The organism is Pseudenterobacter timonensis (genome assembly GCF_900021175.1).
In the GTDB taxonomy this organism is placed as follows: Bacteria; Pseudomonadota; Gammaproteobacteria; order Enterobacterales; family Enterobacteriaceae; genus Enterobacter; species Enterobacter timonensis.
This window is the reverse complement of record NZ_FCOP01000013.1, coordinates 32,574-56,422: the sequence shown is the minus strand read 5'-3', so window position 1 is coordinate 56,422 and position 23,849 is coordinate 32,574. Positions and strand designations below refer to the sequence as shown.

Here is a 23,849-nt window from a genome sequence, read left to right as displayed (position 1 = left end):
CGCTGATATTCGCTATCGCGCTCCTGTGTCGCTTAACAGCAGGGCAATACTCCGCCCGCCCTCCGTCTGCTCCAGCGCAATCTTCACGATAATCGTCAGCGGTACGGAGAGCAGCATCCCCACCGGACCGAGCAGCCATCCCCAGAAGATTAACGATAAAAAAACCACCAGCGTCGAGAGGCCCAGCCCACGCCCCATCACTCGCGGCTCAAGAATATTCCCGAACACCAGGTTCACCAGCAGATATCCCCCCAGCACGATAAGCGCATCGTAAAAACCATTAAAGACCAGCACCTGCGCGATAGGGGGAAGGGCGGCCAGCACCGAGCCGATATTAGGAATATAGTTAAGGGCAAAAGCCAGCAGCCCCCAGATAAAGGCGAAGCGCACGCCCAACGCGGCCAGCATGCCCCAGACCACCAGCCCGGTAATGATACTGATGGCAGTCTTGAGCACCAGATAGCGCGAGACGCTGTCCACCGCCCGCTGGATAGCCCCCATGCCTTCGGCCGGGCGCGACATCAGCGGCTGAAGCTTAGCCGGCAACTGCGGCACCTCCAGCAGCATAAAAACCACGGTTAACAGCAGCAAAAAGATGGCGCTCATGGCGTTGGAAAGCTGCGCCAGCAGGCCGGTCACCAGCGACATCGCGGCGTTCGGGTCAATATATTTCAGCAGATCCTCCACCGACACCCCGATCCCTGCCCGCTGCAGCCAGGGTTCCAGCTGCTGCAGCGGCACCGCCAGCGAGGAGCGATACTGGGGTAGCGTACGGGTCAGCTCATTGAGGGAGGTGCCCAGATAGGCAAGCAGCAGCACCATTCCCAGCACGATAACGCTGATCAGCAGCGTAATGGCCACCACGCGGGGGAGGCGTAAACGTCCCATTCGCTGCACCAGCGGATTAAGGATCACGGCAATAAACAGCGCCAGAATAAACGGTACGATAATATCGGCCGCTAAACGGATGCCCGTCAGAATAATCACCAGCATACCCAGCATGATGACCAGCTTTAATCCGTTCAACGTAATAACAGGTTTAGCCATAGCAGTTCCTGAACTGATTTTTCCAGACAGAATAAAACGCCTCGCTAAACAAAATATTAACGAATATCAAATACGAAGGGTAAAGAAATGAAAAGCCTTTGAGTTAATTCCTGGCCTGTGGTACAAATCCGATGTGTTTAATAACTGAGGACAATTTTCATCCGCAAAGACGAGAAGCAACCCCGCGGATAATTGTAATATTATGGACAATCTGTTCAGCAAATGGTTTTCTGCTCACCCCACGCCTTCGATCCCTCTTTTTTGCCTGCCGTCCGGCGAGCAACACTGGCGCAGCGCGCTCTAGCCCCGTCTCCTGCCTAAGCTGGCGTGTTACGCCATTTTTACATTTTCGGTTTGCCGTTCACGGTATACCGCATGGAATATTATTCTCAAGCAGGAGAAGAACGATGTTTTACTGGATACTTTTAGGTCTGGCGATTCTGACCGAAATTACCGGCACCTTGTCGATGAAATGGGCAAGCCTCGACGGAGGACATACTGGCTTTATTTTAATGCTGGCCATGATCTCCCTCTCTTATATATTTCTCTGTTTCGCGGTAAAAAAAATCGCGCTGGGCGTGGCGTACGCGCTCTGGGAAGGGATCGGTATTTTACTGATTACGATTTTCAGCGTTCTGCTGTTTGATGAAGCGCTGTCGGTCACAAAAGTGACCGGTCTGGCGATTCTGGTGGCCGGCATTGTGCTGATTAAATCGGGGACCCGCCACGCATCCGCAGACAAGGAGGAGCGCCATGCAGCAGTTTGAATGGGTACATGCGGCCTGGCTGGCGTTAGCCATTGTGCTGGAGATTGTCGCCAACCTCTTTCTGAAATTCTCAGACGGCTTTCGCCGCAAACGCTATGGCTCCATCTCCATCGCTGCCGTGCTCGGCGCCTTCAGCGCCCTGTCGCAGGCGGTTAAGGGCATCGATCTGTCGGTGGCCTACGCCCTGTGGGGCGGCTTTGGGATTGCCGCGACGCTGGCGGCAGGGTGGATCCTGTTTGGGCAGCGTCTTAACGCCCGCGGCTGGGTGGGGCTTGTGCTGCTGATCGCCGGAATGGTGGTCATCAAACTGGCCTGAGGCTACTGCCGGGCCAGCGCCTCCAGCCGATCGCGAAAGCCGGTAACCGATATCGCCCGGTTATCGGCCCGATAGCGATCCTTGGCCGCCGGGGCGGAGCTCTGAACGCCAATCAGCTGCCACCCCTGGTCGGTTTCAAGCATGAGCGGCGAGCCGCTGTCGCCCGGCAGCGTGTCGCACTGGTGGGACAGCACGCCGGTCTGCGCCCAGCCAGTTACCTCGCAGCCCGCATGGGTGTAGAGCGTATCCAGATGATCGACCGGATAGCCGGACTGCGTCACTTTTCTCTGTGCCGTTTTCAGTGCGGCGGTGAGTGCCGCTTTGTCGCCCTCAAAGAGCGGCAGGGGCGTAATGCCGGACGGGGGATAGCGTAGCACCACCAGGCCAAAGTCCCACTCCGCGGCATTCGGCGGTACGATCCAGCCGTCACCGTCCGCTTTGAGCCGTCGGCCAAGCGACGGATCGACGCGCCCTTCAATACCGTGAATGTCGTAGCGCCAGTGTCCTTTAAGCGAGACAAAGCGCAGGGCGACAGCTTTATCCGGTTTGCCGTTCGGCGGCGTCAGCAGGCAATGCCCGGCGGTTAAGGCCAGGTGCGGAGAGATCAGGGTGGCGGTGCAGAGATTGCCGCTGGCGGTTTCCAGCTGGCCGATAGCGTCCCAGGGGGATTGAGTGGGATCCGTTACGCGCGTGCGATCGTCGTGGCCGAAAAACAGCGTCTGCACTTCCGTGGCATTGATGGCGTCATCATCGCCCTCATCTGCGTGTACAAAGCCCGAAAAGAGGCAAAACGTTCCCAGTAAACTTACAGCTATTTTCCGCATATCTCACTCTGGTGGGGTAATTATGATTATTAAAAGCGAACCCTATGAAAATACTATAGACGGGACAGCGTTAAAGCGGGAGTAAAATCAGCGTGCTACATTCATGAAAGATAAAAATGGAGGGTGACGAGCGCGCATATAATGAGTGCGGTAAGAATGAACTCAAACCGGTAACGGCGCAGCATACCCCCTCCGCAAAAGAAACGGCGCCGATCCTGTGTCGGTTCAGCGCCGGATTACTGTTCTCCCTTACGGGAGCGGTTCCTGACGTTTACGCAGCAGGCTGAGCCGCCGGTTTAGCCGCCGTAGATTTTACCGCTTTTTTGTGGTGTTTTTTGGCCGCCTGGGCTTTCTGTTCAGCTGGCGCACTTTCCTTTTTCACCGCTTTTTTGTGGTGCTTTTTCGCAGCCTGCGCTTTTTGCTCAGCCGCTTTTTTATGTTTTTTGTGGTGAACCGTTTTCGCCGGGGCCGTTTTAGCGGTAGCGGCTGGCGCAGCGGAAGCGGCGGTGTCAGCCGCGAACGCAGCTGAAGAGAGACCCATAGCAGCGGCAACGACCAGAGCTAATACTTTTTTCATTCCTGTACCCTCGAATTTAATTTCTCATGCAACCCCCCTGCGGGGCCGTTGAAATCACTATATCTCTGTAAATCCGGGGCTTCCGTGAGTGAATGGTATCGGCGTGTAACGCTTTGTACACTGCCGGGGTTTCCCCCGGCAGAAGGGTTACAGATAGCGGGTAGTGAGGTGTTCGCGGAAAAAGCGAATGTTTAACGGCTCGCCGGTTGCCTGCTCGATGAGCTGTGCGGTGGTAAAGCGGCTGCCGTGCTGCCAGATATTCTGGCGCAGCCAGTCAAAAAGCGCGGCAAAATCGCCTTCGGCAATGGCATCCTCCAGCCCCGGCAGCGCGCGACGGGCGGCGCTGAACAGCTGCGCGGCATACATGGCGCCCAGGGTGTAAGAGGGGAAGTAGCCAAAGCCGCCATCGGTCCAGTGAATATCCTGCATACAGCCGTTGCGGTAGTTCTCTTTCGTGGAGAGCCCCAGCCAGGCCTGCATTTTTTCATCCCACAGCGCCGGAATATCCTCTACCTCGATCTCGCCGTTGATCAGCGCACGCTCGATCTCATAGCGCAGAACAACATGCGCCGGATAGCTCACCTCGTCGGCATCAACGCGGATATAGCCCGGCTTCACGCGCTGATTCCAGGCGATAAAGTTCTCTTCGCTGAAGGCCGCCTGGCTGCCAAAACGGGCGTGGACCGCCGGCAGCAGATGTTTAAGAAATGCGTTGCTGCGCCCGAGCTGCATTTCGAAAAAGAGGCTTTGCGATTCGTGAATGGCGGTGGAACGCGCCAGGGCGACAGGCTGGCCGAGCCAGTTGCGGGGCAGGTTTTGCTCGTAGCGGGCGTGGCCTGTTTCGTGGATCACGCCGAACAGGGCGCTGAGAAGCTCCTCTTCGTCATAACGGGTAGTGATGCGTACATCCTCCGGCACGCCGCCGCAGAAGGGATGGGCGCTCACATCCAGGCGGCCGGCGTTAAAATCAAAGCCGAGCATGGACATCGCTTCCAGCCCCAGCTCCCGCTGGATGGCGGTGGGGAACGGCCCCTGCGGCGGCACAAACGACTGGTGGGACTGCTTTTCCACTACCTGAGCCAGCAGATCCGGCAGCCAGCTCTTCATATCGCCGAACAGCCCATCCAGCTGTGCGCTGGTCATGTCCGGCTCAAAAATATCGAGCAGGGCGTCATACGGCGTGCAGCCTTTCGCCGCGGCGCGCAGGCGCGCCTCTTCGCGGCTTAGCCTGACCACCTCTTTCAGTTTGGCGCTAAAGCCCTGCCAGTCGTTTGCCGGGCGCTGAGTGCGCCAGGCGTGCTCGCACTTGCTGCCCGCCAGCGATTTCGCCTCCACCAGCGCTTCCGGCAGCAGGGAGGCCTGCTGATAGTGACGTCGCATCTCACGCAGGTTGGCCTGCTCCACATCATCAAGATCTTCACTTTCGGCGGCGCTAAGCCACTCACCTACCTTTTTATCGGTGAGGATCTGGTGCTGCAACACGCTAATCTCGGCCAGCGCTTCCCCGCGCGCGGCGCTGCCGCCGGGGGGCATAACCGCGAACATATCCCAGCTGGCGATGGCGGAGAGGTGCGAGAAGCGGGAGAGACGCTGGAAGGTACGGGTGAGCTGTTGATAAGCAGATGATTTTTCCACTGTTGTTATTCCTTATCGTTCGGGATCGCTCCGGGAGTTTAACGTGATTTTTACATTATTTATCTGTTTTTCATGCACGCATGCTCAGGTGTCAGGCGTAAAAGGCAGGGGAGCGTCGTGCGTGGCGCAGAGAAAAAATGAAAATACCGGGATTTTCGCCAATGTCGCTTTGCGATATTGATGAAACTGCATATATATTTTTGTTCAGGATTCTGGCTGGATTTATGCTGCCTGGCGCGCTAATGGTCTGGATCATATTGGGCCGGAAAATACGAAAATTGCCCGATCGGGCCTGTCAGGCGTTCCTGAAGAGAGAATATGTTGCGATGACCACTTTTTATCAACTGGCGGCCACCAGCCTGCAGGGGCAACCGGTCGCTATGGAAGACTACGCGGGAAAGGTAGTCCTGGTAGTAAATACTGCCAGCCGGTGTGGCTTCACGCCGCAATACGCAGGGCTTGAAACGCTTTACAGAAAGTATGCTGCTCAGGGGCTGGTGGTGCTCGGTTTTCCCTGCAACCAGTTTGGTAAGCAGGAGCCCGGTGGTGTCGACGATATCGCGCAGACCTGTTACATCAACTACGGTGTGAGCTTCCCGATGTTTGAGAAAGTGGAGGTCAACGGCGCCGCAACACACCCGGTATTTCGTTACCTGAAAGAGGAATTACCCGGCGTGCCGGGGAAGCGGATCAAGTGGAACTTTACCAAGTTTCTGATTGGGCGAGACGGCAAACCGCTTAAGCGATTTGCACCGTTTACCACGCCGGAGAAAATGGAAACGGCCATCATTGCTGCACTAAAAATGTGAACATCTGAACTATTCGGACATTCACATTAAATCGCATACGAGAGAGATAATATTTATATGACGCCACGATCAGGCGTTAATTTTCGAAATCAGTTTTACAGACGCGGGACGGATTACGTCGAAGCGCGCAGCTTACGGATGTCTTTCCTCATTGCTGTCTGGAATTTTATGCAGGGCGTCGATATCGATTTCGCTGTCCGCTTTTTCAATTAACCGGGCAATCGCGAGGAGATCGTTAAATTCGCTCAGCAGCATTTGCGCGTCAGAGCGCAGCAGATCGTCAGAGACTTCCATCACCGAGTTAATGGCTTTATTGACGCTCTCGACCATCTTATCCGTGCCGCCATTTTTCCCGACCGCCAGCAGCATTGCGCTGAGCAGCAGGGACTGCGCCTCCACCTGCGCGGTGAGCGCTTTGGCTTCAGCGTCCATCTTTGAGATCTTGGCGACCATACTGATAATGATATTTTTCATTTTAATTCCCCGTGAATGATTCGCGCATTCTACCAGGGTTTTGGGTGAAAACAGTGATGGTTTTCCGAAACTCAAAGAGAGAATTTAAAATTAATGTAAGCGCCGGTGCAGGCTCGCCCCTGCCAGCAGCGCGCCGCAGAGCAGCAGGGCGATAAAACCGCCCACGCCATTCCAGCCGTAACGGTGCCAGAACAGACCGCCGAGCGTCCCGGCAATGCTCGATCCTACATAATAACTGAAGAGATAGAGCGATGAGGCCTGCCCTTTGGCGCGGCGCGCGCGCGGGCCGATCCAGCTGCTGGCGACGGAGTGGGCGGCAAAGAAACCGGCCGAAAAGAGCAGCATGCCGGCAAAAATGAGCCACAGGGAAGAGAAGAGCGTCAGCAGCAGGCCGAGCAGCATCACCGCAGTGGAGAAGATCATTACCGGCCCGCGCCCGTAGCGCGTGGTCATTGCTCCCGCTTTCGGCGAGCTCCAGGTGCCGGTGAGATAGGCCACCGACAGCAGGCCGACCAGCGCCTGGCTCAGATGCCAGGGGGAGAGCATCAGCCGATAGCCAATGTAATTAAACAGCGTGACAAACGCCCCCATCAGCAGAAACCCGATTAGAAACAGCCTCGGCAGCCCCGGGTCGCGCCAGTGCAGACGGAAGTTGATAAAGAGCGTTTTCGGGCGCAGGGAAGAGGGGCGAAAGTGGCGCGAGGCGGGAAGAATTTTCCAGAACATCAGCGCCGAGGCCAGCGCAAAACAGCCGATTGCCGCCAGTGCGATCCGCCAGTTAAAGAAGTCGGTCATCACCCCGCTCAACAGTCGCCCGCTCATACCGCCGATGGAGTTACCGCTGATATAGAGTCCCATTGAGAAGGCGACAAAGCTGGGATGGATCTCTTCGCTCAGGTAGGTCATGCCAACCGCCGCTACGCCGCTCAGTGAAAGGCCCACCAGAGCGCGCATCACCAGGATACCGTGCCAGCTGCTCATCATCGTTGAAAGTAGCGTACAGACGGAGGCGAGCAGCAGCGCGGTGACCATCACCGGCTTACGCCCGATGGCGTCAGAGAGCGGGCCGGTAAAGAGCAGGCCAACCGCCAGCATCGCCGTGGAGACCGAGAGCGAAATACTGCTGCTGGCAGGCGAAACCCCGAACTCATGGGAGAGCACCGGCAGGATCGGCTGCACGCAGTAGAGCAGGGCGAAGGTTGCAAGTCCGGCGGAGAAAAGCGCCAGGGTGACGCGCATAAAGGGGGGCGTGCCTCGGCGGATAAAGGTTATCTGAGGTGCGGAAGCGGGCGTTTTGATATCGCTGGATGGGGCGATATCAACGGCAGAAGTACGGCTCACAGAAGTTCCTTGTATAAACATCCCCGTGATTCAGGTGACGGGTATGACCACAGCTACAGGGTAGGAAAATGTAAATATTCTGTCTAATATATTAATAATCTTAAATGATACTTTTAAAATATGAATATTGAACTGCGCCATCTGCGTTATTTCATTGCCGTCGCCGAGGAGCTCCATTTTGGCCGCGCCGCCGCCCGGCTCAATATTTCCCAGCCGCCGCTTAGCCAGCAGATCCAGCTGCTGGAGCAGCAGGTTGGCGCCCGTCTGCTGGCGCGCACCAACCGCAGCGTTGAACTCACGGCCGCGGGCAGGCAGTTTCTTGCCGACAGCCGCCAGATCATGAGCCAGGTGGATGACGCCGCCGCCCGCGCCGCCCGGCTGCACCTCGGGGAAACCGGGGAGATCCGCATCGGATTTACCTCCTCGGCGCCCTTTATCAGCGCGGTTTCTACTACGCTCTCCTCCTTTCGTCGCGACTACCCGGACGTGCATATTCAGACCCGCGAAATTAATACGCGCGAGCAGATTGCCCCCCTCAACGAAGGCTCGCTGGAGCTGGGGCTGATGCGCAATACGCACCTGCCGGAGACCCTTAGCTGGCAGAAGATACTGCGGGAACCGCTGCTGGCGATGATCCCCACCGATCACCCTCTGGCGTCACTTCCCGCCGTAAGCCTGGCGGCGCTGGCGAAAGAGCCGTTCGTCTTTTTCGATCCACACGTGGGTACCGGGCTGTATGACGACATTCTGGGACTGATGCGCCGCTACGGGCAGGCGCCAGTGATTACGCAGGAGGTGGGGGAGGCGATGACCATCATCGGACTGGTAGCCGCCGGTCTTGGCGTTTCTATTCTCCCCGCCTCCTTTAAGCGGGTGCAGCTGGAGGAGATGCGCTGGATCCCGCTGGCCGAAGAGGACGCTATCTCCGAGATGTGGCTGGTCTGGTCCCGTCATCATCCGCTGAGCCAAGCGGCGCTCCGGTTCAAAGATCGGCTGCTTGCAGCGGCGCATCGTCCGTTTTGAGCGCAAAAGATGGGGAAAAATGTGCAGTAAATCACAAGGCTAAGTAAAAATTTGACGATCGTCCGCGAAGTGTTTCACCATAGCCGAAAGTTTATTTCGAAGCGCGAAAATAAGGGAGTGCCAGGTGGTCGCTGACAGTCAGCCGGGACATATCGATCAGATTAAGCAAACCAATGCGGGTGCAGTATATCGCCTGATAGATCAGCTTGGTCCGGTCTCGCGTATCGATCTTTCTCGTCTGGCCCAGCTGGCCCCCGCCAGTATCACCAAAATTGTGCGTGAGATGCTGGAGGCGCATCTGGTGCAGGAGACGGAGATCCAAGAGCCGGGCAGCCGCGGGCGTCCGGCGGTGGGGCTGGTGGTGGAGACGGAGGCCTGGCACTACCTGTCGATCCGCATCCTTCCCGGCGAGCTCTTTCTCGCCCTGCGCGATCTGAGCAGCAAGCTGGTCGTTGAGGAGCAACTGACGCTCTCTCTTGAGCCTGGCGAAGCGTTGCTGTCGCGCATCATCTGGCATATCGACCAGTTTTTTATTCGCCACCAGAACAAGCTGGAGCGTCTGACCGCTATCGCCATTACGCTGCCGGGCATTATCGATACCGAGAACGGCATCGTGCACCGGATGCCCTTTTATGAAGAGGTGAAAGAGATGCCGCTGGGTGATGCGCTGGAGGCGCATACCGGCGTGCCGGTCTATATTCAGCACGACATCAGCGCCTGGACGATGGCCGAAGCGCTGTTCGGCGCGTCACGCGGCGCGCGGGATGTCATCCAGGTGGTGATTGACCATAACGTTGGCGCGGGCGTCATCACCGACGGGCGGCTGCTCCATGCGGGCAGCAGCAGCCTGGTGGAGATTGGCCACACCCAGGTCGACCCCTACGGCAAGCGCTGCTATTGCGGTAACCATGGCTGCCTGGAGACTATCGCCAGCGTTGAGAGCGTGCTGGAGCTGGCGCAGCTGCGCCTGAGCCAGTCGATGAGTTCGGCGCTCCACGGCCAGCCGCTGACGGTCGAATCCCTCTGCGCGGCGGCGCTCGAAGGCGACCTGCTGGCGCGGGATATCATTACCGGAGTGGGGAATAACGTGGGGCGTATCCTGGCCATCATGGTGAACCTCTTTAATCCCCAGAAGATCCTTATCGGTTCGCCGCTCAACAAAGCCGCTAATATCCTCTTCCCGGCGATTTCCGACTGTATCCGCCAGCAGTCGCTTCCCGCCTACAGCCGCAACATCGTGGTGGAAAGCACGCAGTTTATCAATCAGGGGACGATGGCTGGGGCGGCGCTGGTCAAAGATGCGATGTACAACGGCTCCCTGCTGATCCGCCTGTTACAGGGATAACTCTTTTTCAAAGATGTAAGAAAATTTGCGCTAACGCAAGCCTGCTCCCGGGTCCATACCTTAGACTGCCTCCACTGAATTATTTACCTGGTTTATATTTTCGAAGCATATACCCAAGAGGTGGAGTGAGTGATGCTTAAGCGTTTCTTTGTAACGGGTACAGATACCTCTGTCGGCAAGACGGTTGTCTCCCGTGCCTTGCTGCAGGCCCTGGCGGCAGGTGGTAAAAGTGTGGCTGGCTATAAGCCGGTTGCGAAAGGCAGTAAAGAGACGCCGGAGGGACTCCGCAATAAAGATGCGCTGGTGCTGCAGAGCGTCTCCAGCCCAGAACTGCCTTATCACGCCATTAACCCCATCGCGCTCAGCGAAGAAGAGAGCAGCGTGGCGCACAGCGGCCTTATCAATTACTCCCTGCTCTCAAACGGGCTGGCGCACTTAAGCGAGCAGGTTGACCATGTGGTAGTGGAAGGCACCGGCGGCTGGCGCAGCCTGATGAACGATCTGCGTCCGCTCTCCGAATGGGTGGTGCAGGAACAGCTGCCGGTACTGTTGGTGGTAGGCATTCAGGAAGGGTGTATCAACCACGCTTTGCTGACGGCGCAGGCGATCGCCAATGACGGCCTGCCGCTTATCGGCTGGGTCGCTAACCGCATCAACCCGGGCCTGGCCCATTATGCCGAGATTATCGACGTGCTGAGCAAGAAGCTGCCGGGGCCGCTGGTGGGGGAATTACCCTACCTGCCGCGCGCCGAGCAGCGTGATTTAGCGCAGTACATCAACCTGTCGATGTTCGGCAGTATGCTCTCCGTAGATCGAGTCGTGGCGTAAGGTCCGCGACAGCACCGACGCCACCACGCAGGCGATTAATAAGGCGGGCAGTAAGAGATACTGCCCGGTCATCTCACACACCATCAGCGCCGCCATAATCGGCGCATGCGTGGTGGCTGCCAGCAGCGATGCCATTCCGGCCAGACCCAGCAGTAGCGCAATCTCCGCGTCAGGCACCCAGAGGCCGATCAGACGGGCAAAGAGCATACCCGTCGCCAGTCCGACAAACAGGGTAGGGGTAAAAACGCCGCCGGGCGCTCCCGAACCGCTGCTTGCCAGAACCGCCAGCAGCTTGCAGAGAAAGACCCCGGCTATCATCGACAGCAGCGGCGGCTCCAGCAGAAAGGCCTGCACCACGCTATAGCCATTCCCCCACACCTTCGGCGTCAGCAGCGAAAGCAACCCGACGATAAGCCCCCCCAGCGCCAGCTGGAGCGGGGGTGAGAGCTTCAGGCGTAAAAAGAGGGTATGGCTGTAACGCATCAACGCCATCAGCGCCGGCCCGCAGAGGCCCGCCAGCAGCCCCGTCGCCAGGATCAGCGCGTAATCAAGCCCGTTCAGCTCACCGCTGAAGTTCACCTGATAAAGCTGCGCCGCGCCGGGACTGAGCAGGCGGGTGGTGAGTAGCGCCACTACGGCGGCGATCACCACCGGCCCCAGGGAGGCGAGCATCAGCGTCCCAAAGAGAATTTCGGCGATAAAGAGGCTGCCCGCCAGCGGCGCATGATAGGCGCTGGCCATACCGGCCGCCGCGCCGCAGGCGATCCAGAGCTTCCATTCGCTTTTCGGCGTAAAGCGGCGGGCAAAAAACGACGCGGCGAGGGCGGCCAGGAGGATCATTGCCCCTTCCCGGCCTATGGCGCTGCCGCTGGCGACCACCAGCAGCGAGGCGAGGGATTTGACCAGGCTCGCGCCGTAGTCAAAGCGACCATCGTCGGTCTCCAGCGCCTCCATGTAGTCAGTCGGCGCATGGGGACGTTGCTGGTTAAGCCGCTGCCAGCCCCAGAGCAGTAAACCCGCCGCCGCGCCGCCAAGCGCGGGGGTCAACGCCCGTCGCCAGGGCGCCAGGGCGCTGGCGGCATTCACCAGGCTTCCGCTCTGATTATCGAGAAACAGCCACTCCAGCCAGTACATGGCGTGACGAAAGAGCGCCACCGCCAGCGCGGCCAGTACCCCTGTCAGAGAGGCGATCAGCAGACGGCGAAACATCGCGCGGATATCGGGATAGGCGTGAAGTCGATGCATGATGAATCACGAGATGAGAAGAAAAGAATATTGTGAAGCGAAAACGCGGGGTTAGCAAAAGTTATCCGTGCGGTAAATTACCCTCACCCGGGCGGGTGAGGGTGGCGTTTAGCTGTGGATATTGAGCGCGCGGCGGGTTTTACCGGAGCTGAGGTACTCGGCGATATAGTCCTGGGAGATCTCCCCGTTATAGCGACCCTCTTCATCCACAATGGGCATCCAGCTGGTGTTGCTCTCATACAGACGCGACAGCACTACGCGCAGGTTATCTTCCGCTTTGCCGGTCATGCGGAACGGATGCAGCAGATCGGCGCAGGTGCCGGTAGCGTTGCGTGCCTCGCGGCGTTTGACAAAGCCCAGCGGTTTGCCGTTTTCATCCACCACGGTGATAGCGCGAATATCGTTATCGTCCATGATGGCGAACGCCTCCGGCAGCGGCGTGGAAGGGCGGGCCGTCAGGGTTGGCTGCTGATCGGTGACGTCGCCAGCGGAAACCAGCAGCAGACGCTTGAGCGTGCGGTCCTGGCCGACAAAGGAGCCGACAAACTCGTTCGCCGGTTTCGCCAGCAGCTCGTCCGGGCTGGCGCACTGCACGATATGGCCCTGACGAAAGACCGCGATACGATCGCCGAGCTTCAGCGCTTCGTCGATATCGTGGCTCACCAGCATAACCGTTTTTCTCAGCTTGCGTTGCATCTCCAGAAACTGGTTCTGGATCACCTCGCGGTTAATCGGGTCGACTGCGCCGAAAGGTTCATCCATCAGCAGTACCGGCGGATCTGCCGCCAGCGCGCGGATCACGCCGATACGCTGCTGCTGGCCGCCGGACATCTCGCGCGGATAGCGGTGGAGAAACTTATGCGGATCGAGCGCCACCATATCCATCAGCTCTTCGGCGCGTGATTTACAGCGGGCCTTATCCCAGCCCAGCATCCGCGGCACGACGGTAATGTTCTCTTCGATGGTCATATTGGGAAACAGGCCAATCTGCTGGATCACATAGCCGATATTGCGACGCAGGGTGACGGTATCCATCCCGCTGGTATCTTCGCCGTTGATAAAAATCTTGCCGCTGCTGGGAGCGATAAGGCGGTTAATCATCTTCAGCGTAGTGGTCTTGCCGCAGCCGGACGGCCCCAGCAGAACGCACATCTCCCCCTCGGGCACGTTGAGGTTAATATTGTCCACAGCCTTAAAAATCTGACCGTTTTTCTGGGTAAATTGTTTGGTGAGATTTTCGAGTTTAATCATTAACGAATCCCCTTTGGAGTCAGCGCGATCTGCAGGCGATGCAGCAGCCAGTCGAGCACAATCGCTAAAAGACAAATCATCAGCGCACCGGCAATAAGCAGACGCACGTCGCTGCCGCCAATGCCGTTGAGTAACAGCAGCCCCAGGCCACCCGCGCCAATTACCGCCGCGATGGCCATCACGCCGATATTCATCACGACGGCGGTACGAATGCCGCCAAAAATCACCGGCAGCGCCATCGGGATCTCCACCCAGCGCAGGCGTTGCCAGAAGGTCATGCCGATACCGCGTCCCGCTTCACGCAGGCCCGGCGGCAGACTGTCGAGGGCGGTGTGGGTGTTACGCACAATCGGCAGCAGCGAGTAGAGAAACACTGCGGTAATGGCGGGCAGGGCGCCAATTCCCTGACCGATCAGCGAAAAGAGCGGGATCATCAACCCGAACAGGGCGATAGAGGGAATGGTCAGCACGATAGTGGCGATTCCCAGCACCGGCGTCGCCAGCCATTTGTGACGCACGATAAGAATACCCAGCGGCACGCCGATAATAATCGCCAGCCCGACCGCCAGGGCCACCAGCCAGAGATGCTGGAAGGTGAGCGTCAGCAGATAACCCCAGTTGTCGATAATGTAATGAATCGTATCCATGACGCCTCCTTACAGCAGATGCTTGCTACGCAGGAAATCTCGGGCGACCTGCTGCGGTGACTGGTGATCGATATCGACCCGTTTGTTCAGCTCGGTAATCACATCGTTGTTGAGCTGGGCGGAGAGGGTGTTAAGCGCCTCTTCAAGGCCAGGGTTCGCTTCCAGAGTATCTTTACGCACCACCGGGGTGACCGCGTAGCTCGGGAAGAAGCCCTTGTCATCCTCCAGCACTTTAAGGTCGAAGCCCTTCACGCGTCCGTCAGTGGTATAGATCAGGCCAGCGTCGACGAAGCCGTCGCGTACCGCGTTATAGACCAGGCCCGGGTCCATCTGGCGGATCTGCGGGCGGTCGAGCTTCATGTTATAGGCCTCCTGCAGCGGCTTCATGCCGTCGCTGCGCCCGGCGAACTCCAGATCCAGCCCCAGCATCCAGTTATGATCGGGGTCGGTTTTTCGCACCTGCTCAATCTTCGCCACCAGGTCGGACATGGTGTTAATGTGCTCCGCCTCGGCACGCTTGCGCTGCATGGCGAAGGCGTAGGTGTTGTTCATATCGGCGGGCTTCAGCCAGACCAGACCGTGCTTCGCATCCAGACGCTTCACCGTCTCGTAAGACTCTTCGGGCGACATCCGTTTGTTGATGTGGTTAAAGATGATGAGCGAGGTGCCGGTGTATTCCCAGGTCATATCGATCTGCTTGTTGATCATCGCATTACGGGAGATAACCGTGGCGATATTGGTTTGTGGCTGGACCTGAAATCCCTTTTTCTGCAGATACTGTACGGTCATGGCCGAGAGGATATGCTGCTCGGTAAAGCTTTTGGTGGCGAGAATGATCGGCGCGGCCTGCGCCTGGGCGGCGAAGAGCGCGGCGACAAAAAGCGCCTTCAGGACGGAAACAGGTTTCATCGAAGCTCCTTATTATTCTTATCAGGCGGTGTGCGGGCTGAGCAGACGGCCAAGCTCGGCAAGCAGGGTGTCCAGAATCAGCGCAAAGAGCGCCGTGGCCACCGCGCCCAAAATCAGCGTCGGGAAATCGTTGAGGTAGATGCCGGGGAAAATCAGCTCGCCATAGCTGCTGGCGCCAATCAGGAAGGCGAGCGGCGCGGTGCCGACGTTAATGGCGGTAGCGATGCGAATACCGGATAGCATCACCGGCCAGGCGTTGGGCAGCTCCACCTGGCGCAGCCGCTGCCATTTGGTCATGCCGATACCGTTAGCCGCCTCAATCAGCGAGGCTGGTACTGAACACAATCCGGCATAGGTGTTGCGGACAATGGGCAGCAGCGAGGCGAGGAACAGGGCGATAATGGCGGGCTTATCCCCGATACCAATCACGATCATCGCCAGCGCCAGCACCGCCAGCGGCGGCAGGGTGTTACCGACGTTAAAAATCTGCATCACATATTCAGCGATGCCGCGCGCCGCAGGACGGCTCAGCAAAATTCCGCTGGGGATCCCCACCAGCAGGGCAAAGAACATGGAGCTAAAAACCAGTTTGAGATGCTGCTCGCCGAGATAGATAAGGTCGACCTGGCGCGCTTTAATCGTCTCCGGACCCACCCCCCAGACCAGAAGGGCGAGAATGAAAACGATCAAACCCACGAATAGCAACGAACGTTTAAGGAACGACGAGTACATGGTGATGTGCTCCCTGGGTGCATGTGTTATAGCAATCCTGTGATTGCCTGTTGTTATGCCATGTTTCGGCAGGGGTAGTTCAGCTATAGCAAGGCGATGGGAAGGGTTCCAGCCAGGAGGGGAAATGTGTGATCCGCGCGGGGTGCTGTAAATCCAGGGTTACGCCCTGTGGCATAAGGGCTGAGCGGGGCGGTGCAGAATAGTCTTAAAAGCGGAGCGGTGAAGGTGACAACGTCACAAACAGGAGGCCCGCGCGCCAGACGCGCGGGCTGAGGATTAACGCCAGAGCGGCTTATCGGCAACCGGGATAAGCAGCCCTTCCTGCCACTGCGCCAGCGTCAGTTGGGCCAGCTTTGCCAGCGCAACGTAGAAGGGATGATTCGCCTGTTCGGCTAACACCGCTAAAAACCGTTTACTCCATGGCAACAGGTGCCATGCCAGCAGCTGGTCACGCTCGGCGTCGCGTTCCGTTTCCGTAAGCCAGGCGGTGAGCAACAGCAGCGCGCCAAAGCTATCTTCCGGCTCGTTCTGCTCCATCGCGAAATGGATATTGTTATCGCGCATCCACTGGCGCAGCGAGAGAGTTGACTCTCCAAACAGTACCGACTCCCGATCGAGCCAGACGGAGCCCCACGGCGGCGCAGGCAGCGCCCACGGGCCGATGAAGAGCCGCTGCCAGGCGTCCCTCAGGGGCTCCGTTGCGGGTTCACGCATCGCTTTTGCCAGCGGCAGCAGGCTTTCCTCCGCCAGCGGCCAGTCCCGCCACCAGTCGCTCTGCGTCAGGGCGGCGACCAGCGGCGCGGCCTGCTCGCTCTCCGGCGGGTAGTAGAACAGGGCACCTAACACCCTGGCGCAAAACGCGAAAGATTCGCGTTGGGACAGTTCAGTCATGAGATCAATCCTTGTTGCGCGGGTTGTCCCGCGCTTTGTTATTAACCGGCAATTGCCACGCCGACGGTCATGTGCAGACCATAAAAGAGTCCACGGCCAATCAGTTCACCTGCCAACACCAGCAGAATGCCCGCCGCCAGGCCCGGCGTTTTCGGCTCCTGTCGGCGCACCAGCGGGCAGATCCAGCAGCCGAGTCCGGCGGCAAGCAATATGATACGCCAGACCTGCAGCGCGCCATAGTCAGGCAACAGCGCGCTGGCCTGCTGAATTGCGCTTTGGATAGCCCCCAGCCCGTTGCTTTGCATCACCACCACCGCCACGGTCGCCAGCAGCGCCAGTACGCTGAGAGCGGCGGCGCGTCCGGCGTTAAAACTGACCCCGGCGCTATGCAGCAGAAGGGCGGCGAAGAGCGGGCCCGCCAGCGCGGCGGTCAGGAAAAAGCTCAGCGTCGTAAAGCCGTTGTGCCAGGTAGGAACGGTATCGATCTGGTAGACGTGCGTCATCGCCCCGATAAAGAGGATACCCAGTACCATACTGACAATGGCCCAGAGCTTTCCGGCGACGGCGGGCATTTTACCTAAAAACGCCACGAGCCAGCCGATACCGCCCACCGCAAAGAAGAGCGAACCTGCGGCGATTTCGTTACTCAGCGCCGAGGCCCCCACCCGGTTAAGGGAGTTAAAGGCCCGCAGCGGCGAACCGAGATGCAGAATCGAGGCGACAAAACCGACCCCCATCACCACCCACAGAAAGAACATGCTGCGTATGAGGCGCGCGCGGGCCGCCTCGTCGCGCGACTTAAGCCAGACCAGCCCCATCACGATCAGCGCGCCTGCCACGCACTGCCCAAAAACGGTGAAGATCACCAGCGGCCACTCATGCCATCCGTTTCCCATCTCACACCTCCTTCGGGTTTGCCAGATAGCCGGTGGTATCGCCCGTCGGGCGGCTGTTGGCGTTGGGTTTAATCACAATATTCGGCTTCGTAAAGTGCGCCGAGGGCAGCGGCGCAACCGCCGCCAGCTTGCCATGCTTCCGGCGAAGCTCCTCAATCGGTCCGAAATCGAGCGCGCGCAGCGGGCAGGACTCCACGCAGATCGGCTTTTTGCCCTCCGCCACGCGCTCATGACAGCCGTCGCACTTGGTCATATGCCCTTTGGCGGCGTTGTACTGCGGCGCGCCGTACGGACAGGCCATATGGCAGTAGCGGCAGCCGATGCAGACATCCTCGTTAACCACCACAAAGCCATCCTCGCGCTTGTGCATCGCCCCGCTGGGGCAGACTTTGGTGCAGGCCGGGTCTTCGCAGTGGTTGCAGGAGATGGAGAGGTAGTAGGCAAAGACGTTCTGGTGCCAGACGCCGTTGTCCTCCTGCCAGTCGCCGCCCGCGTATTCGTAGATACGGCGAAAGCTGACCTCCGGGGTTAAATCCTTGTAGTCCTTGCAGGCCAGCTCGCAGGTTTTACATCCGGTGCAGCGGCTGGAGTCAATATAAAATCCGTACTGTGTCATGGGTTACTCCTTACGCCTTCTCGATTTGCACCAGGTTGGTGTGCTGCGGGTTTCCCTTGGCCAGCGGGGAGGGGCGATGGGTGGTAAGGGTGTTGATGCAGGCGCCGCGATCGACGCGATCGCCGTTCATATCGGCATCATGCCAGGCGCCCTGGCCCATGGCGCTTACGCCGGGCATGATGCGCGGCGTGACTTTCGCCGGGATACGCAACTCGCCGCGATCGTTAAAGACGCGTACCAGATCGCCATTTTTGATGCCGCGCGGCTCCGCATCCACCGGGTTCAGCCACACCTCCTGACGGCAGGCCGCCTGCAGCACATCTACATTGCCGTAGCTGGAGTGAGTGCGGGCCTTGAAGTGAAAACCGAAAAGCTGGAGGGGGAATTTGCTGCGCTCGGGCGCATCCCAGCCCTCAAAGGTAGAGGCATACACCGGTAGCGGACTGATGGTTTCATCTTTTGCCAGCTCCCAGGTCGACGCAATCTCTGCCAGCCGGCTGGAGTAGATCTCGATTTTACCTGAAGGGGTTTTCAGCGGGTTAGCCTCAGGATCCTCGCGGAATTTTTTATAGGCAACGAAATGCCCCGCCGGATCGCGCCGCTTGTAAATGCCCATCTTTTTCAGCGCCTCATACGAGGGGAGCGCCGGATCTTTCGCCACCATTTTAGCGTAGAGAAACTGCAGCCACTGCTCCTGGGTACGTCCTTCGGTAAAACGCTGATAAACATCCGGCCCAAGGCGCTTCGCCACCTCGCTCATGATCCAGTAGATAGGCCTGCGCTCAAATTTGGGCGCGGTGACGGGCTGGAGGAAGATCAGGTAGCCCATATTGCCCGCGTAGTCGTTGGGAATGATATCTTCCTGCTCTACGGTCATCAGGTCCGGCAGCAGGATATCGGCATACTTCGCGGAGGAGGTCATGAAGTTGTCGATCACCACTATCATCTCGCACAGCTTATCGTCCTGCAGGATCTCGTGGGTTTTATTGATATCGGAGTGCTGGTTAATCAGGGTGTTACCGGCATAGTTCCAGATAAATTTGATCGGAACCTCGAGCTTCTCTTTGCCGCGCACACCGTCGCGGGTAGCGGTCATCTCCGGGCCGCGCGCAATGGCATCGGTCCAGGTAAAGCAGGAGATCTGCGTTTTAACCGGATTCTCCGGCAGCGGCATGCGCTCGATGGTGATGGTGTAGGTGGATTCGCGCGCGCCGCTGTTGCCGCCGTGGATACCGACGTTGCCGGTTAAAATCGGCAGCATGGCGATGGCGCGGGAGGTCAGCTCGCCGTTGGCCTGGCGCTGCGGTCCCCACCCCTGGCAGATATAGGCAGGTTTCGTGCTGCCAATTTCGCGAGCCAGCTTAATAATGCGATCTTCGGGGATGCCGGTGATGCGCGAGGCCCAGGCGGGGGTTTTGGCAATGCCATCCTCGCCCTGATCCAGAATCCAGGCCTTATAATGACCGTTAGCGGGCGCCCCTTCCGGCAGGGTCTTTTCGTCATAGCCGACGCAGTATTTATCGAGGAAAGGCTGATCGACGAGATTTTCATTAATCAGCACCCAGGCGATGCCCGACACTAGCGCGGCGTCGGTGCCGGGGCGAATCGGGATCCACTCGTCTTCACGCCCTGCGGCGGTGTCGGTGTAACGCGGATCGATAACGATCATACGCGCCCTGGAGCGCTCGCGGGCCTGCTCCAGATAGTAGGTGATGCCGCCGCCGCTCATGCGTGTCTCTGCCGGATTGTTGCCAAACATCACCACCAGCCTGGTGTTTTCAATATCGGAGGTGCTGTTGCCGTCGTTCGAGCCGTAGGTATAGGGCATGGCGCAGGAGATTTGCGCGGTGCTGTAGGTGCCGTAGTGGCTGAGAAAGCCGCCGTAGCAGTTCATCAGGCGCGCTACCAGCGAGGCGTAGGGGGAGGAGCGGGTGATATTGCCTCCGACGATCCCCGAGGAGTAGTTGATATAGACCGCTTCGTTGCCGTACTGACTGACCACCTTTTTCAGGCTGGCGGCCACCGTATCCAGCGCCTCATCCCAGCTGATGCGCTCGAATTTACCTTCGCCACGCTTGCCCACGCGCTTCATAGGATAGTTAAGACGGTCAGGATGGTTAATGCGCCGACGGATAGAGCGGCCGCGCAGGCAGGCGCGCACCTGATGGTTACCGTAGATGTCATCGCCGGTGTTATCGGTTTCTACCCAGTAAACTTCGTTGTCGCGCACGTGCAGGCGCAGGGCGCAGCGGCTGCCGCAGTTGACGGAGCAGGCGCCCCAGACCACCTTATCCGGCTGCGGCGCTGTCGCCTGCTGTACTGCCGCGGCGGCGCTTTTCAGGCCAAAAGGCAGGGAGACGCCTCCGGCCGCTATCGCCAGCGAGCCGATGGCGGTGGATTTAACGAGTGTTCGACGGCTGATCCCGCCGTGCGGTTCTTTTTCAGACATAACTCACCCCAGCTTGATGATTTCAGCCCGAAACGATAATCAGGCTAACGAGGGGGTGAGTGTTACTTATTTGGAGGTAGCAAATATTAACCCTTGTCAAAACAAGGGTCAGAGTGGAATAAAAAATTACTGCGGCTCAGCCGGAACGCCATCTTGCGTCGCCGCGCCGCTTACCGGATAGTTACCGCTGCTGGTGCGAGTATAGAGGATCTTATGTGTATCGTTGGCGCAGTGGCCGACGACCTGGGCGTCAGGGCGATCCGCCTGATCGTTTGGCACAATATCCAGCGTAAAGCCCGACTCCGGTACGCCATTGTTGATAATGCGCTGCTGGATGTCGCTTTTAACGCGTTCACATGAGTCGGGAGCAGCCAGCACGGCAGGGGAAGCGCCCGCTAACAGCAGCGCGGTGATCCAGGTTAACCGTTTCATCTTTCTCTCCTTATTTCTGTCAGTCGCTATAATTTTAGCAGAACCAATGTAAGCATCTTTCTCTGTAGTTAACTTTCTGATATTTCTCATTACGATTTTTCCACCCCGTCATTCCAACCTTTTCCTCTACTGGCTGGCAGAGAAATGAGACTTAAACGCTCAGTTGTGATTTTAAAAAAGCCCGGGCGTTAACAGGCCTCGGGCTAAAATTGCAGTAATACTGGTATTAATCGTAGAGCCATTTCCCGGCTTTGGCTGATTCAATGATCATTTCCAGAGTAAGAGCCTTCAATGGGCGGTTAAGCCATTGTTTTCTACGCTTCCATTGCCACCAAAATATCTCAGATTCAAAATAGTTATCTAAAACAAAATTGCTATGTTCGATGCTATATCTGGTGAACAGGTCAATAAGCATATCCTCCAGATCTTCCGGCAGGAGATTAAAATGTTCCTTAAACGTCCATTCTTTTTTTGCTGGGCGTTTGCGCGCACTATAATTTTCGGTGATGTATTGTAAAAACTCTTGTTCATCAGGTAGCAGCATCAGAAACTTGTCCATGCGATTTGATCTTTCGGGCGGGCGATCAGGTTATATTTTTTTCTTGTCTCTCTTGCAACTAAGGAAAATATAATGGTTGCCTGAGCATAACCGACATAAGGTACAGCCCTACCTATTACAGTTCTTATTCTCTCTGTGCTGAACGTCGCAGCCGCCCTTAATCAGCGCGCCGCCATCATCGTATAACCACATGTTTCCTGGTATAGCCATGTTATTTTAATACCTTTATATGAATGATGTCAGGCAAAAACTATACCTTTCTTTTTATGATTTCTCCATGAAAAGTTATATAAATCAATGATATGTAATTTTGTTTGGTATTCGTGAGGGGGATGATTTACAGTGTTTTCTGTGCTTATGTACAGTATTGTAGGGTAGGTTATTATGCCTTTTTGTCACGAAATGTAGCCCGCATTCTGGCCCGCCATGGCGAACGCATCTGATGGAAGAGAACGAAAGGCGCACATTCATTCAGTTCAATCCAAACGAGGAGCTATGCAGTGGGCGCAAAACATACTGTTCAAAAGTCTGGAATCTTCTCCAGAAATAGATTTAACTTATTGATAAATAATGGACGATTTGTCGGAGCGTTGAAGTAAATAACGTAATACATTGAATTGGATAATTTCACTTCACTCCAGGAAGCTATAATGTAAATGGCTGTATTTATTACTCTAATTGGGAATTTTCCCCGCAGCGGTGAATGACGTGAAAAAATTAGTTGTTTTGATGGCGCTGGGAACGGCGCTGGCGGGGTGCGATAACGCCTCTGAACCCCTCGCTTTTACGCCGGAGATGGCGAGTTTTTCGAATGAGTTTGACTTTGATCCCTTGCGCGGGCCGGTTAAAGCCTTTACCCAGACGCTGGTCAATGACAAGGGAGAGGTGAGCAAGCGGGTCGCGGGCTCGCTCTCTGCGGAAGGCTGTTTTGACACCCTGGAAATGCACGATCTTGACGCCAGCACGAGTGTGTCGCTGGTGCTGGACGCTAACTACTACCGCGACGCCGAAACGCTGCAGCAAAAGGTTAAACTGCAGGGAAAATGTCAGCTCGCCGAGCTGCCTGCCGCCGGGATCGTCTGGGAGACCGATGACAACGGCTTTGTCGTGGCGGCGCACGGGAAGGAGATGGAGGTGAAATACCGCTACGATACGGAAGGTTATCCGCTGGGTAAAACCACCGTCGCGGCGGGGCAGCATCTGGCGGTTACCGCCACGCCTTCAAAGGACAAACGTAAAAAGCTCGATTACACCGCGGTGAGCTCTCTTAACGATAAGCCGGTCGGATCGGTGAAGCAGACATGCGACTACGATCGTCACAATAATCCGTTAAGCTGTGAAATGGTGATTAAGGATGAACGCGCCACGCCAGCGGTGACGCGTAAATATACCATTGAAAACAGTATCGACTACTATTGAGCACCCTCAGGGCGCGATGGTGCGGCCTGTGCGGCGATCCAGGCAGCGCAGGGTGTTAGGCTCCCAGTAGGCGTTGACGTTGGCGCTTTGCTGACACTTGTCGCGAGCGTCAAAGGCTACATCCTCTTTATCCCACTCTTTTTCGACGCGGGTATTCACTTTCTGGCGAAGGCTGCGGGTGTCATTCCATTGTTCTTTATCCATGGCGGCATTCTGGCGGCTCTGGGCGCTGTCACCAGATTCAATAATCAGCTTGCTGGTTTCAGCCGAGACCGGCGCGGTGAAGGCGAAAGCCGTCACGGAGAGCATGGCCGCCAGACAAAGGCGTGTGCGTAATTTCCTCATGGCGTGTTCCTTTAAACGAGTGCAGACGGGCTGAAATATTCTACACCAATTGAAAAGGGGCGCATACCCGCACAGCGGGCATGGAAAGAGGCGGGTCATTATCGCGTATGATAGTTAAATGTCCCCTTAGCGACCCTGAATATGTTTAAAACCAGCTTACTTTTCTTTGTTACTGCGCTGTGCGAAATCATCGGCTGCTTTCTTCCCTGGCTCTGGCTGAAGCGCGGCGCGCCGGGGCTGGTGCTGATCCCTGCGGGGCTGGCGCTGGCGCTTTTTGTCTGGCTCCTGACGCTGCACCCGGCGGCCAGCGGGCGGGTCTACGCGGCTTACGGCGGCGTCTATATCTGCACCGCGCTGCTCTGGTTATGGGTGGTGGACGGGGTAAAACTCAGCGCCTGGGACTGGGCTGGCGCATGCGTTGTCCTCTGCGGAACGCTGATTATTATCGCTGGCTGGGGGCGCGCCTGAAGCG

Annotated in this window: 27 protein-coding genes and 2 pseudogenes; 8 read left to right on the top strand and 21 right to left on the bottom strand. The window is 57.4% G+C overall.

The window, feature by feature from the left end:
- Positions 1–12 precede the first annotated feature (12 nt).
- Complete coding sequence (locus tag BN3796_RS15680) at positions 13–1,047, bottom strand: AI-2E family transporter (protein WP_061709304.1); 1,035 nt, start codon at positions 1,045–1,047, stop codon at positions 13–15.
- Positions 1,048–1,454: 407 nt separating this feature from the next.
- Here BN3796_RS15680 and mdtJ point away from each other — a divergent pair, with 407 nt between their 5' ends.
- Both mdtJ and mdtI read left to right on the top strand, forming a co-directional pair.
- A complete protein-coding gene (gene mdtJ / locus BN3796_RS15675) occupies positions 1,455–1,814 on the top strand; it encodes a multidrug/spermidine efflux SMR transporter subunit MdtJ (protein WP_061709303.1) in 360 nt (119 codons plus the stop codon).
- The gene (gene mdtI, locus BN3796_RS15670) at positions 1,801–2,130 is read left to right on the top strand and encodes a multidrug/spermidine efflux SMR transporter subunit MdtI (protein WP_061709302.1); all 330 of its coding nucleotides are present in this window, start codon (positions 1,801–1,803) and stop codon (positions 2,128–2,130) included. The genes mdtJ and mdtI overlap by 14 nt, the downstream gene beginning before the upstream one ends.
- A 2-nt stretch (positions 2,131–2,132) precedes the next feature.
- Here the strand turns inward: mdtI and BN3796_RS15665 are convergent, their stop codons facing one another.
- The 4 genes from BN3796_RS15665 to BN3796_RS15655 form a co-directional block, all read right to left on the bottom strand.
- Positions 2,133–2,954, bottom strand: a complete 822-nt coding sequence (locus BN3796_RS15665; protein WP_061709301.1) for a trypsin-like serine peptidase — start codon at positions 2,952–2,954, stop codon at positions 2,133–2,135.
- Positions 2,955–3,055: 101 nt separating this feature from the next.
- Positions 3,056–3,139: a small membrane protein YdgU gene (gene ydgU, locus BN3796_RS21255; RefSeq protein ID WP_456107080.1), complete on the bottom strand. Its 84-nt coding sequence runs from the start codon at positions 3,137–3,139 to the stop codon at positions 3,056–3,058.
- A gap of 86 nt (positions 3,140–3,225) precedes the next feature.
- Entirely contained in the window at positions 3,226–3,531 is a 306-nt protein-coding gene (asr, locus tag BN3796_RS15660; RefSeq protein ID WP_061709300.1) for an acid resistance repetitive basic protein Asr, read from the bottom strand.
- A 147-nt stretch (positions 3,532–3,678) separates the two neighbouring features.
- Complete coding sequence (locus tag BN3796_RS15655; protein WP_061709299.1) at positions 3,679–5,166, bottom strand: carboxypeptidase M32; 1,488 nt, start codon at positions 5,164–5,166, stop codon at positions 3,679–3,681.
- A 326-nt stretch (positions 5,167–5,492) separates the two neighbouring features.
- On the opposite strand from BN3796_RS15655, the gene BN3796_RS15650 reads away from it, so the two are divergent.
- Positions 5,493–5,975, top strand: coding sequence for a glutathione peroxidase (locus tag BN3796_RS15650; RefSeq protein ID WP_061710034.1), 483 nt, complete (start codon positions 5,493–5,495; stop codon positions 5,973–5,975).
- Positions 5,976–6,107: 132 nt separating this feature from the next.
- Here BN3796_RS15650 and iraP read toward each other — a convergent pair whose 3' ends face one another.
- Together iraP and BN3796_RS15640 are read right to left on the bottom strand one after the other, a co-directional pair.
- A complete protein-coding gene (gene iraP / locus BN3796_RS15645) occupies positions 6,108–6,449 on the bottom strand; it encodes an anti-adapter protein IraP (protein WP_061709298.1) in 342 nt (113 codons plus the stop codon).
- A gap of 90 nt (positions 6,450–6,539) precedes the next feature.
- Positions 6,540–7,790, bottom strand: coding sequence for an MFS transporter (locus BN3796_RS15640; RefSeq protein WP_061709297.1), 1,251 nt, complete (start codon positions 7,788–7,790; stop codon positions 6,540–6,542).
- Positions 7,791–7,910: 120 nt separating this feature from the next.
- Here BN3796_RS15640 and BN3796_RS15635 point away from each other — a divergent pair, with 120 nt between their 5' ends.
- The 3 genes from BN3796_RS15635 to bioD all read left to right on the top strand — a co-directional run bounded on the left by BN3796_RS15635 (position 7,911) and on the right by bioD (position 10,986).
- A complete protein-coding gene (locus BN3796_RS15635; RefSeq protein ID WP_061709296.1) occupies positions 7,911–8,813 on the top strand; it encodes a LysR family transcriptional regulator in 903 nt (300 codons plus the stop codon).
- Between the two features lie 124 nt (positions 8,814–8,937).
- Positions 8,938–10,158, top strand: coding sequence for a sugar metabolism global transcriptional regulator Mlc (gene mlc / locus BN3796_RS15630; protein ID WP_061709295.1), 1,221 nt, complete (start codon positions 8,938–8,940; stop codon positions 10,156–10,158).
- Between the two features lie 132 nt (positions 10,159–10,290).
- Complete coding sequence (bioD, locus tag BN3796_RS15625; RefSeq protein WP_061709294.1) at positions 10,291–10,986, top strand: dethiobiotin synthase; 696 nt, start codon at positions 10,291–10,293, stop codon at positions 10,984–10,986.
- On the opposite strand, the gene clcB is transcribed toward bioD, so the two are convergent.
- The 13 genes and pseudogenes from clcB to BN3796_RS20320 all read right to left on the bottom strand — a co-directional run.
- Complete coding sequence (gene clcB / locus BN3796_RS15620) at positions 10,921–12,231, bottom strand: voltage-gated ClC-type chloride channel ClcB (protein ID WP_061709293.1); 1,311 nt, start codon at positions 12,229–12,231, stop codon at positions 10,921–10,923. The genes bioD and clcB overlap by 66 nt on opposite strands.
- Before the next feature lie 108 nt (positions 12,232–12,339).
- Complete coding sequence (osmV, locus tag BN3796_RS15615) at positions 12,340–13,482, bottom strand: osmoprotectant ABC transporter ATP-binding protein OsmV (protein ID WP_061709292.1); 1,143 nt, start codon at positions 13,480–13,482, stop codon at positions 12,340–12,342.
- Positions 13,482–14,129 carry an osmoprotectant ABC transporter permease OsmW gene (osmW, locus tag BN3796_RS15610; protein ID WP_061709291.1) on the bottom strand — a complete coding sequence of 216 codons (648 nt, stop codon included), beginning with the start codon at positions 14,127–14,129 and terminating at the stop codon, positions 13,482–13,484. Before osmW ends, osmV begins: the two co-directional genes overlap by 1 nt.
- 9 nt (positions 14,130–14,138) lie before the next feature.
- Positions 14,139–15,038, bottom strand: a complete 900-nt coding sequence (osmX, locus tag BN3796_RS15605) for an osmoprotectant ABC transporter substrate-binding protein OsmX (RefSeq protein WP_061709290.1) — start codon at positions 15,036–15,038, stop codon at positions 14,139–14,141.
- Between the two features lie 21 nt (positions 15,039–15,059).
- A complete protein-coding gene (gene osmY / locus BN3796_RS15600) occupies positions 15,060–15,770 on the bottom strand; it encodes an osmoprotectant ABC transporter permease OsmY (protein ID WP_061709289.1) in 711 nt (236 codons plus the stop codon).
- 276 nt (positions 15,771–16,046) lie between these two features.
- The gene (gene dmsD / locus BN3796_RS15595; protein WP_061709288.1) at positions 16,047–16,661 is read right to left on the bottom strand and encodes a Tat proofreading chaperone DmsD; all 615 of its coding nucleotides are present in this window, start codon (positions 16,659–16,661) and stop codon (positions 16,047–16,049) included.
- A gap of 41 nt (positions 16,662–16,702) precedes the next feature.
- The gene (locus BN3796_RS15590) at positions 16,703–17,557 is read right to left on the bottom strand and encodes a dimethyl sulfoxide reductase anchor subunit family protein (protein ID WP_061709287.1); all 855 of its coding nucleotides are present in this window, start codon (positions 17,555–17,557) and stop codon (positions 16,703–16,705) included.
- A 1-nt stretch (position 17,558) separates the two neighbouring features.
- Entirely contained in the window at positions 17,559–18,173 is a 615-nt protein-coding gene (dmsB, locus tag BN3796_RS15585) for a dimethylsulfoxide reductase iron-sulfur subunit DmsB (protein ID WP_061708578.1), read from the bottom strand.
- Positions 18,174–18,183: 10 nt separating this feature from the next.
- Positions 18,184–20,622, bottom strand: coding sequence for a selenate/tellurate reductase subunit YnfE (ynfE, locus tag BN3796_RS15580; protein ID WP_061709286.1), 2,439 nt, complete (start codon positions 20,620–20,622; stop codon positions 18,184–18,186).
- 126 nt (positions 20,623–20,748) lie between these two features.
- Complete coding sequence (locus tag BN3796_RS15575) at positions 20,749–21,054, bottom strand: DUF1161 domain-containing protein (protein WP_061709285.1); 306 nt, start codon at positions 21,052–21,054, stop codon at positions 20,749–20,751.
- A 226-nt stretch (positions 21,055–21,280) separates the two neighbouring features.
- The gene (locus tag BN3796_RS15570) at positions 21,281–21,598 is read right to left on the bottom strand and encodes a DUF1493 family protein (RefSeq protein WP_081430682.1); all 318 of its coding nucleotides are present in this window, start codon (positions 21,596–21,598) and stop codon (positions 21,281–21,283) included.
- Positions 21,598–21,732 (bottom strand): annotated as a pseudogene (locus tag BN3796_RS21250) (STM2901 family protein); the annotation flags it as partial. The pseudogene BN3796_RS21250 and the gene BN3796_RS15570, both read right to left, overlap by 1 nt.
- Before the next feature lie 10 nt (positions 21,733–21,742).
- Positions 21,743–21,823, bottom strand: a pseudogene (locus tag BN3796_RS20320) (type VI secretion system tube protein Hcp); the annotation flags it as partial.
- A gap of 498 nt (positions 21,824–22,321) precedes the next feature.
- Between BN3796_RS20320 and BN3796_RS15565 the strand changes: the two are divergent.
- Entirely contained in the window at positions 22,322–23,032 is a 711-nt protein-coding gene (locus BN3796_RS15565; RefSeq protein WP_081430681.1) for a YnfC family lipoprotein, read from the top strand.
- 6 nt (positions 23,033–23,038) lie between these two features.
- On the opposite strand, the gene BN3796_RS15560 is transcribed toward BN3796_RS15565, so the two are convergent.
- Positions 23,039–23,377 carry a DUF1283 family protein gene (locus BN3796_RS15560; protein ID WP_061709283.1) on the bottom strand — a complete coding sequence of 113 codons (339 nt, stop codon included), beginning with the start codon at positions 23,375–23,377 and terminating at the stop codon, positions 23,039–23,041.
- A 141-nt stretch (positions 23,378–23,518) separates the two neighbouring features.
- On the opposite strand from BN3796_RS15560, the gene BN3796_RS15555 reads away from it, so the two are divergent.
- The gene (locus BN3796_RS15555) at positions 23,519–23,845 is read left to right on the top strand and encodes a YnfA family protein (RefSeq protein ID WP_061709282.1); all 327 of its coding nucleotides are present in this window, start codon (positions 23,519–23,521) and stop codon (positions 23,843–23,845) included.
- The last annotated feature ends 4 nt before the right edge of the window (positions 23,846–23,849 follow it).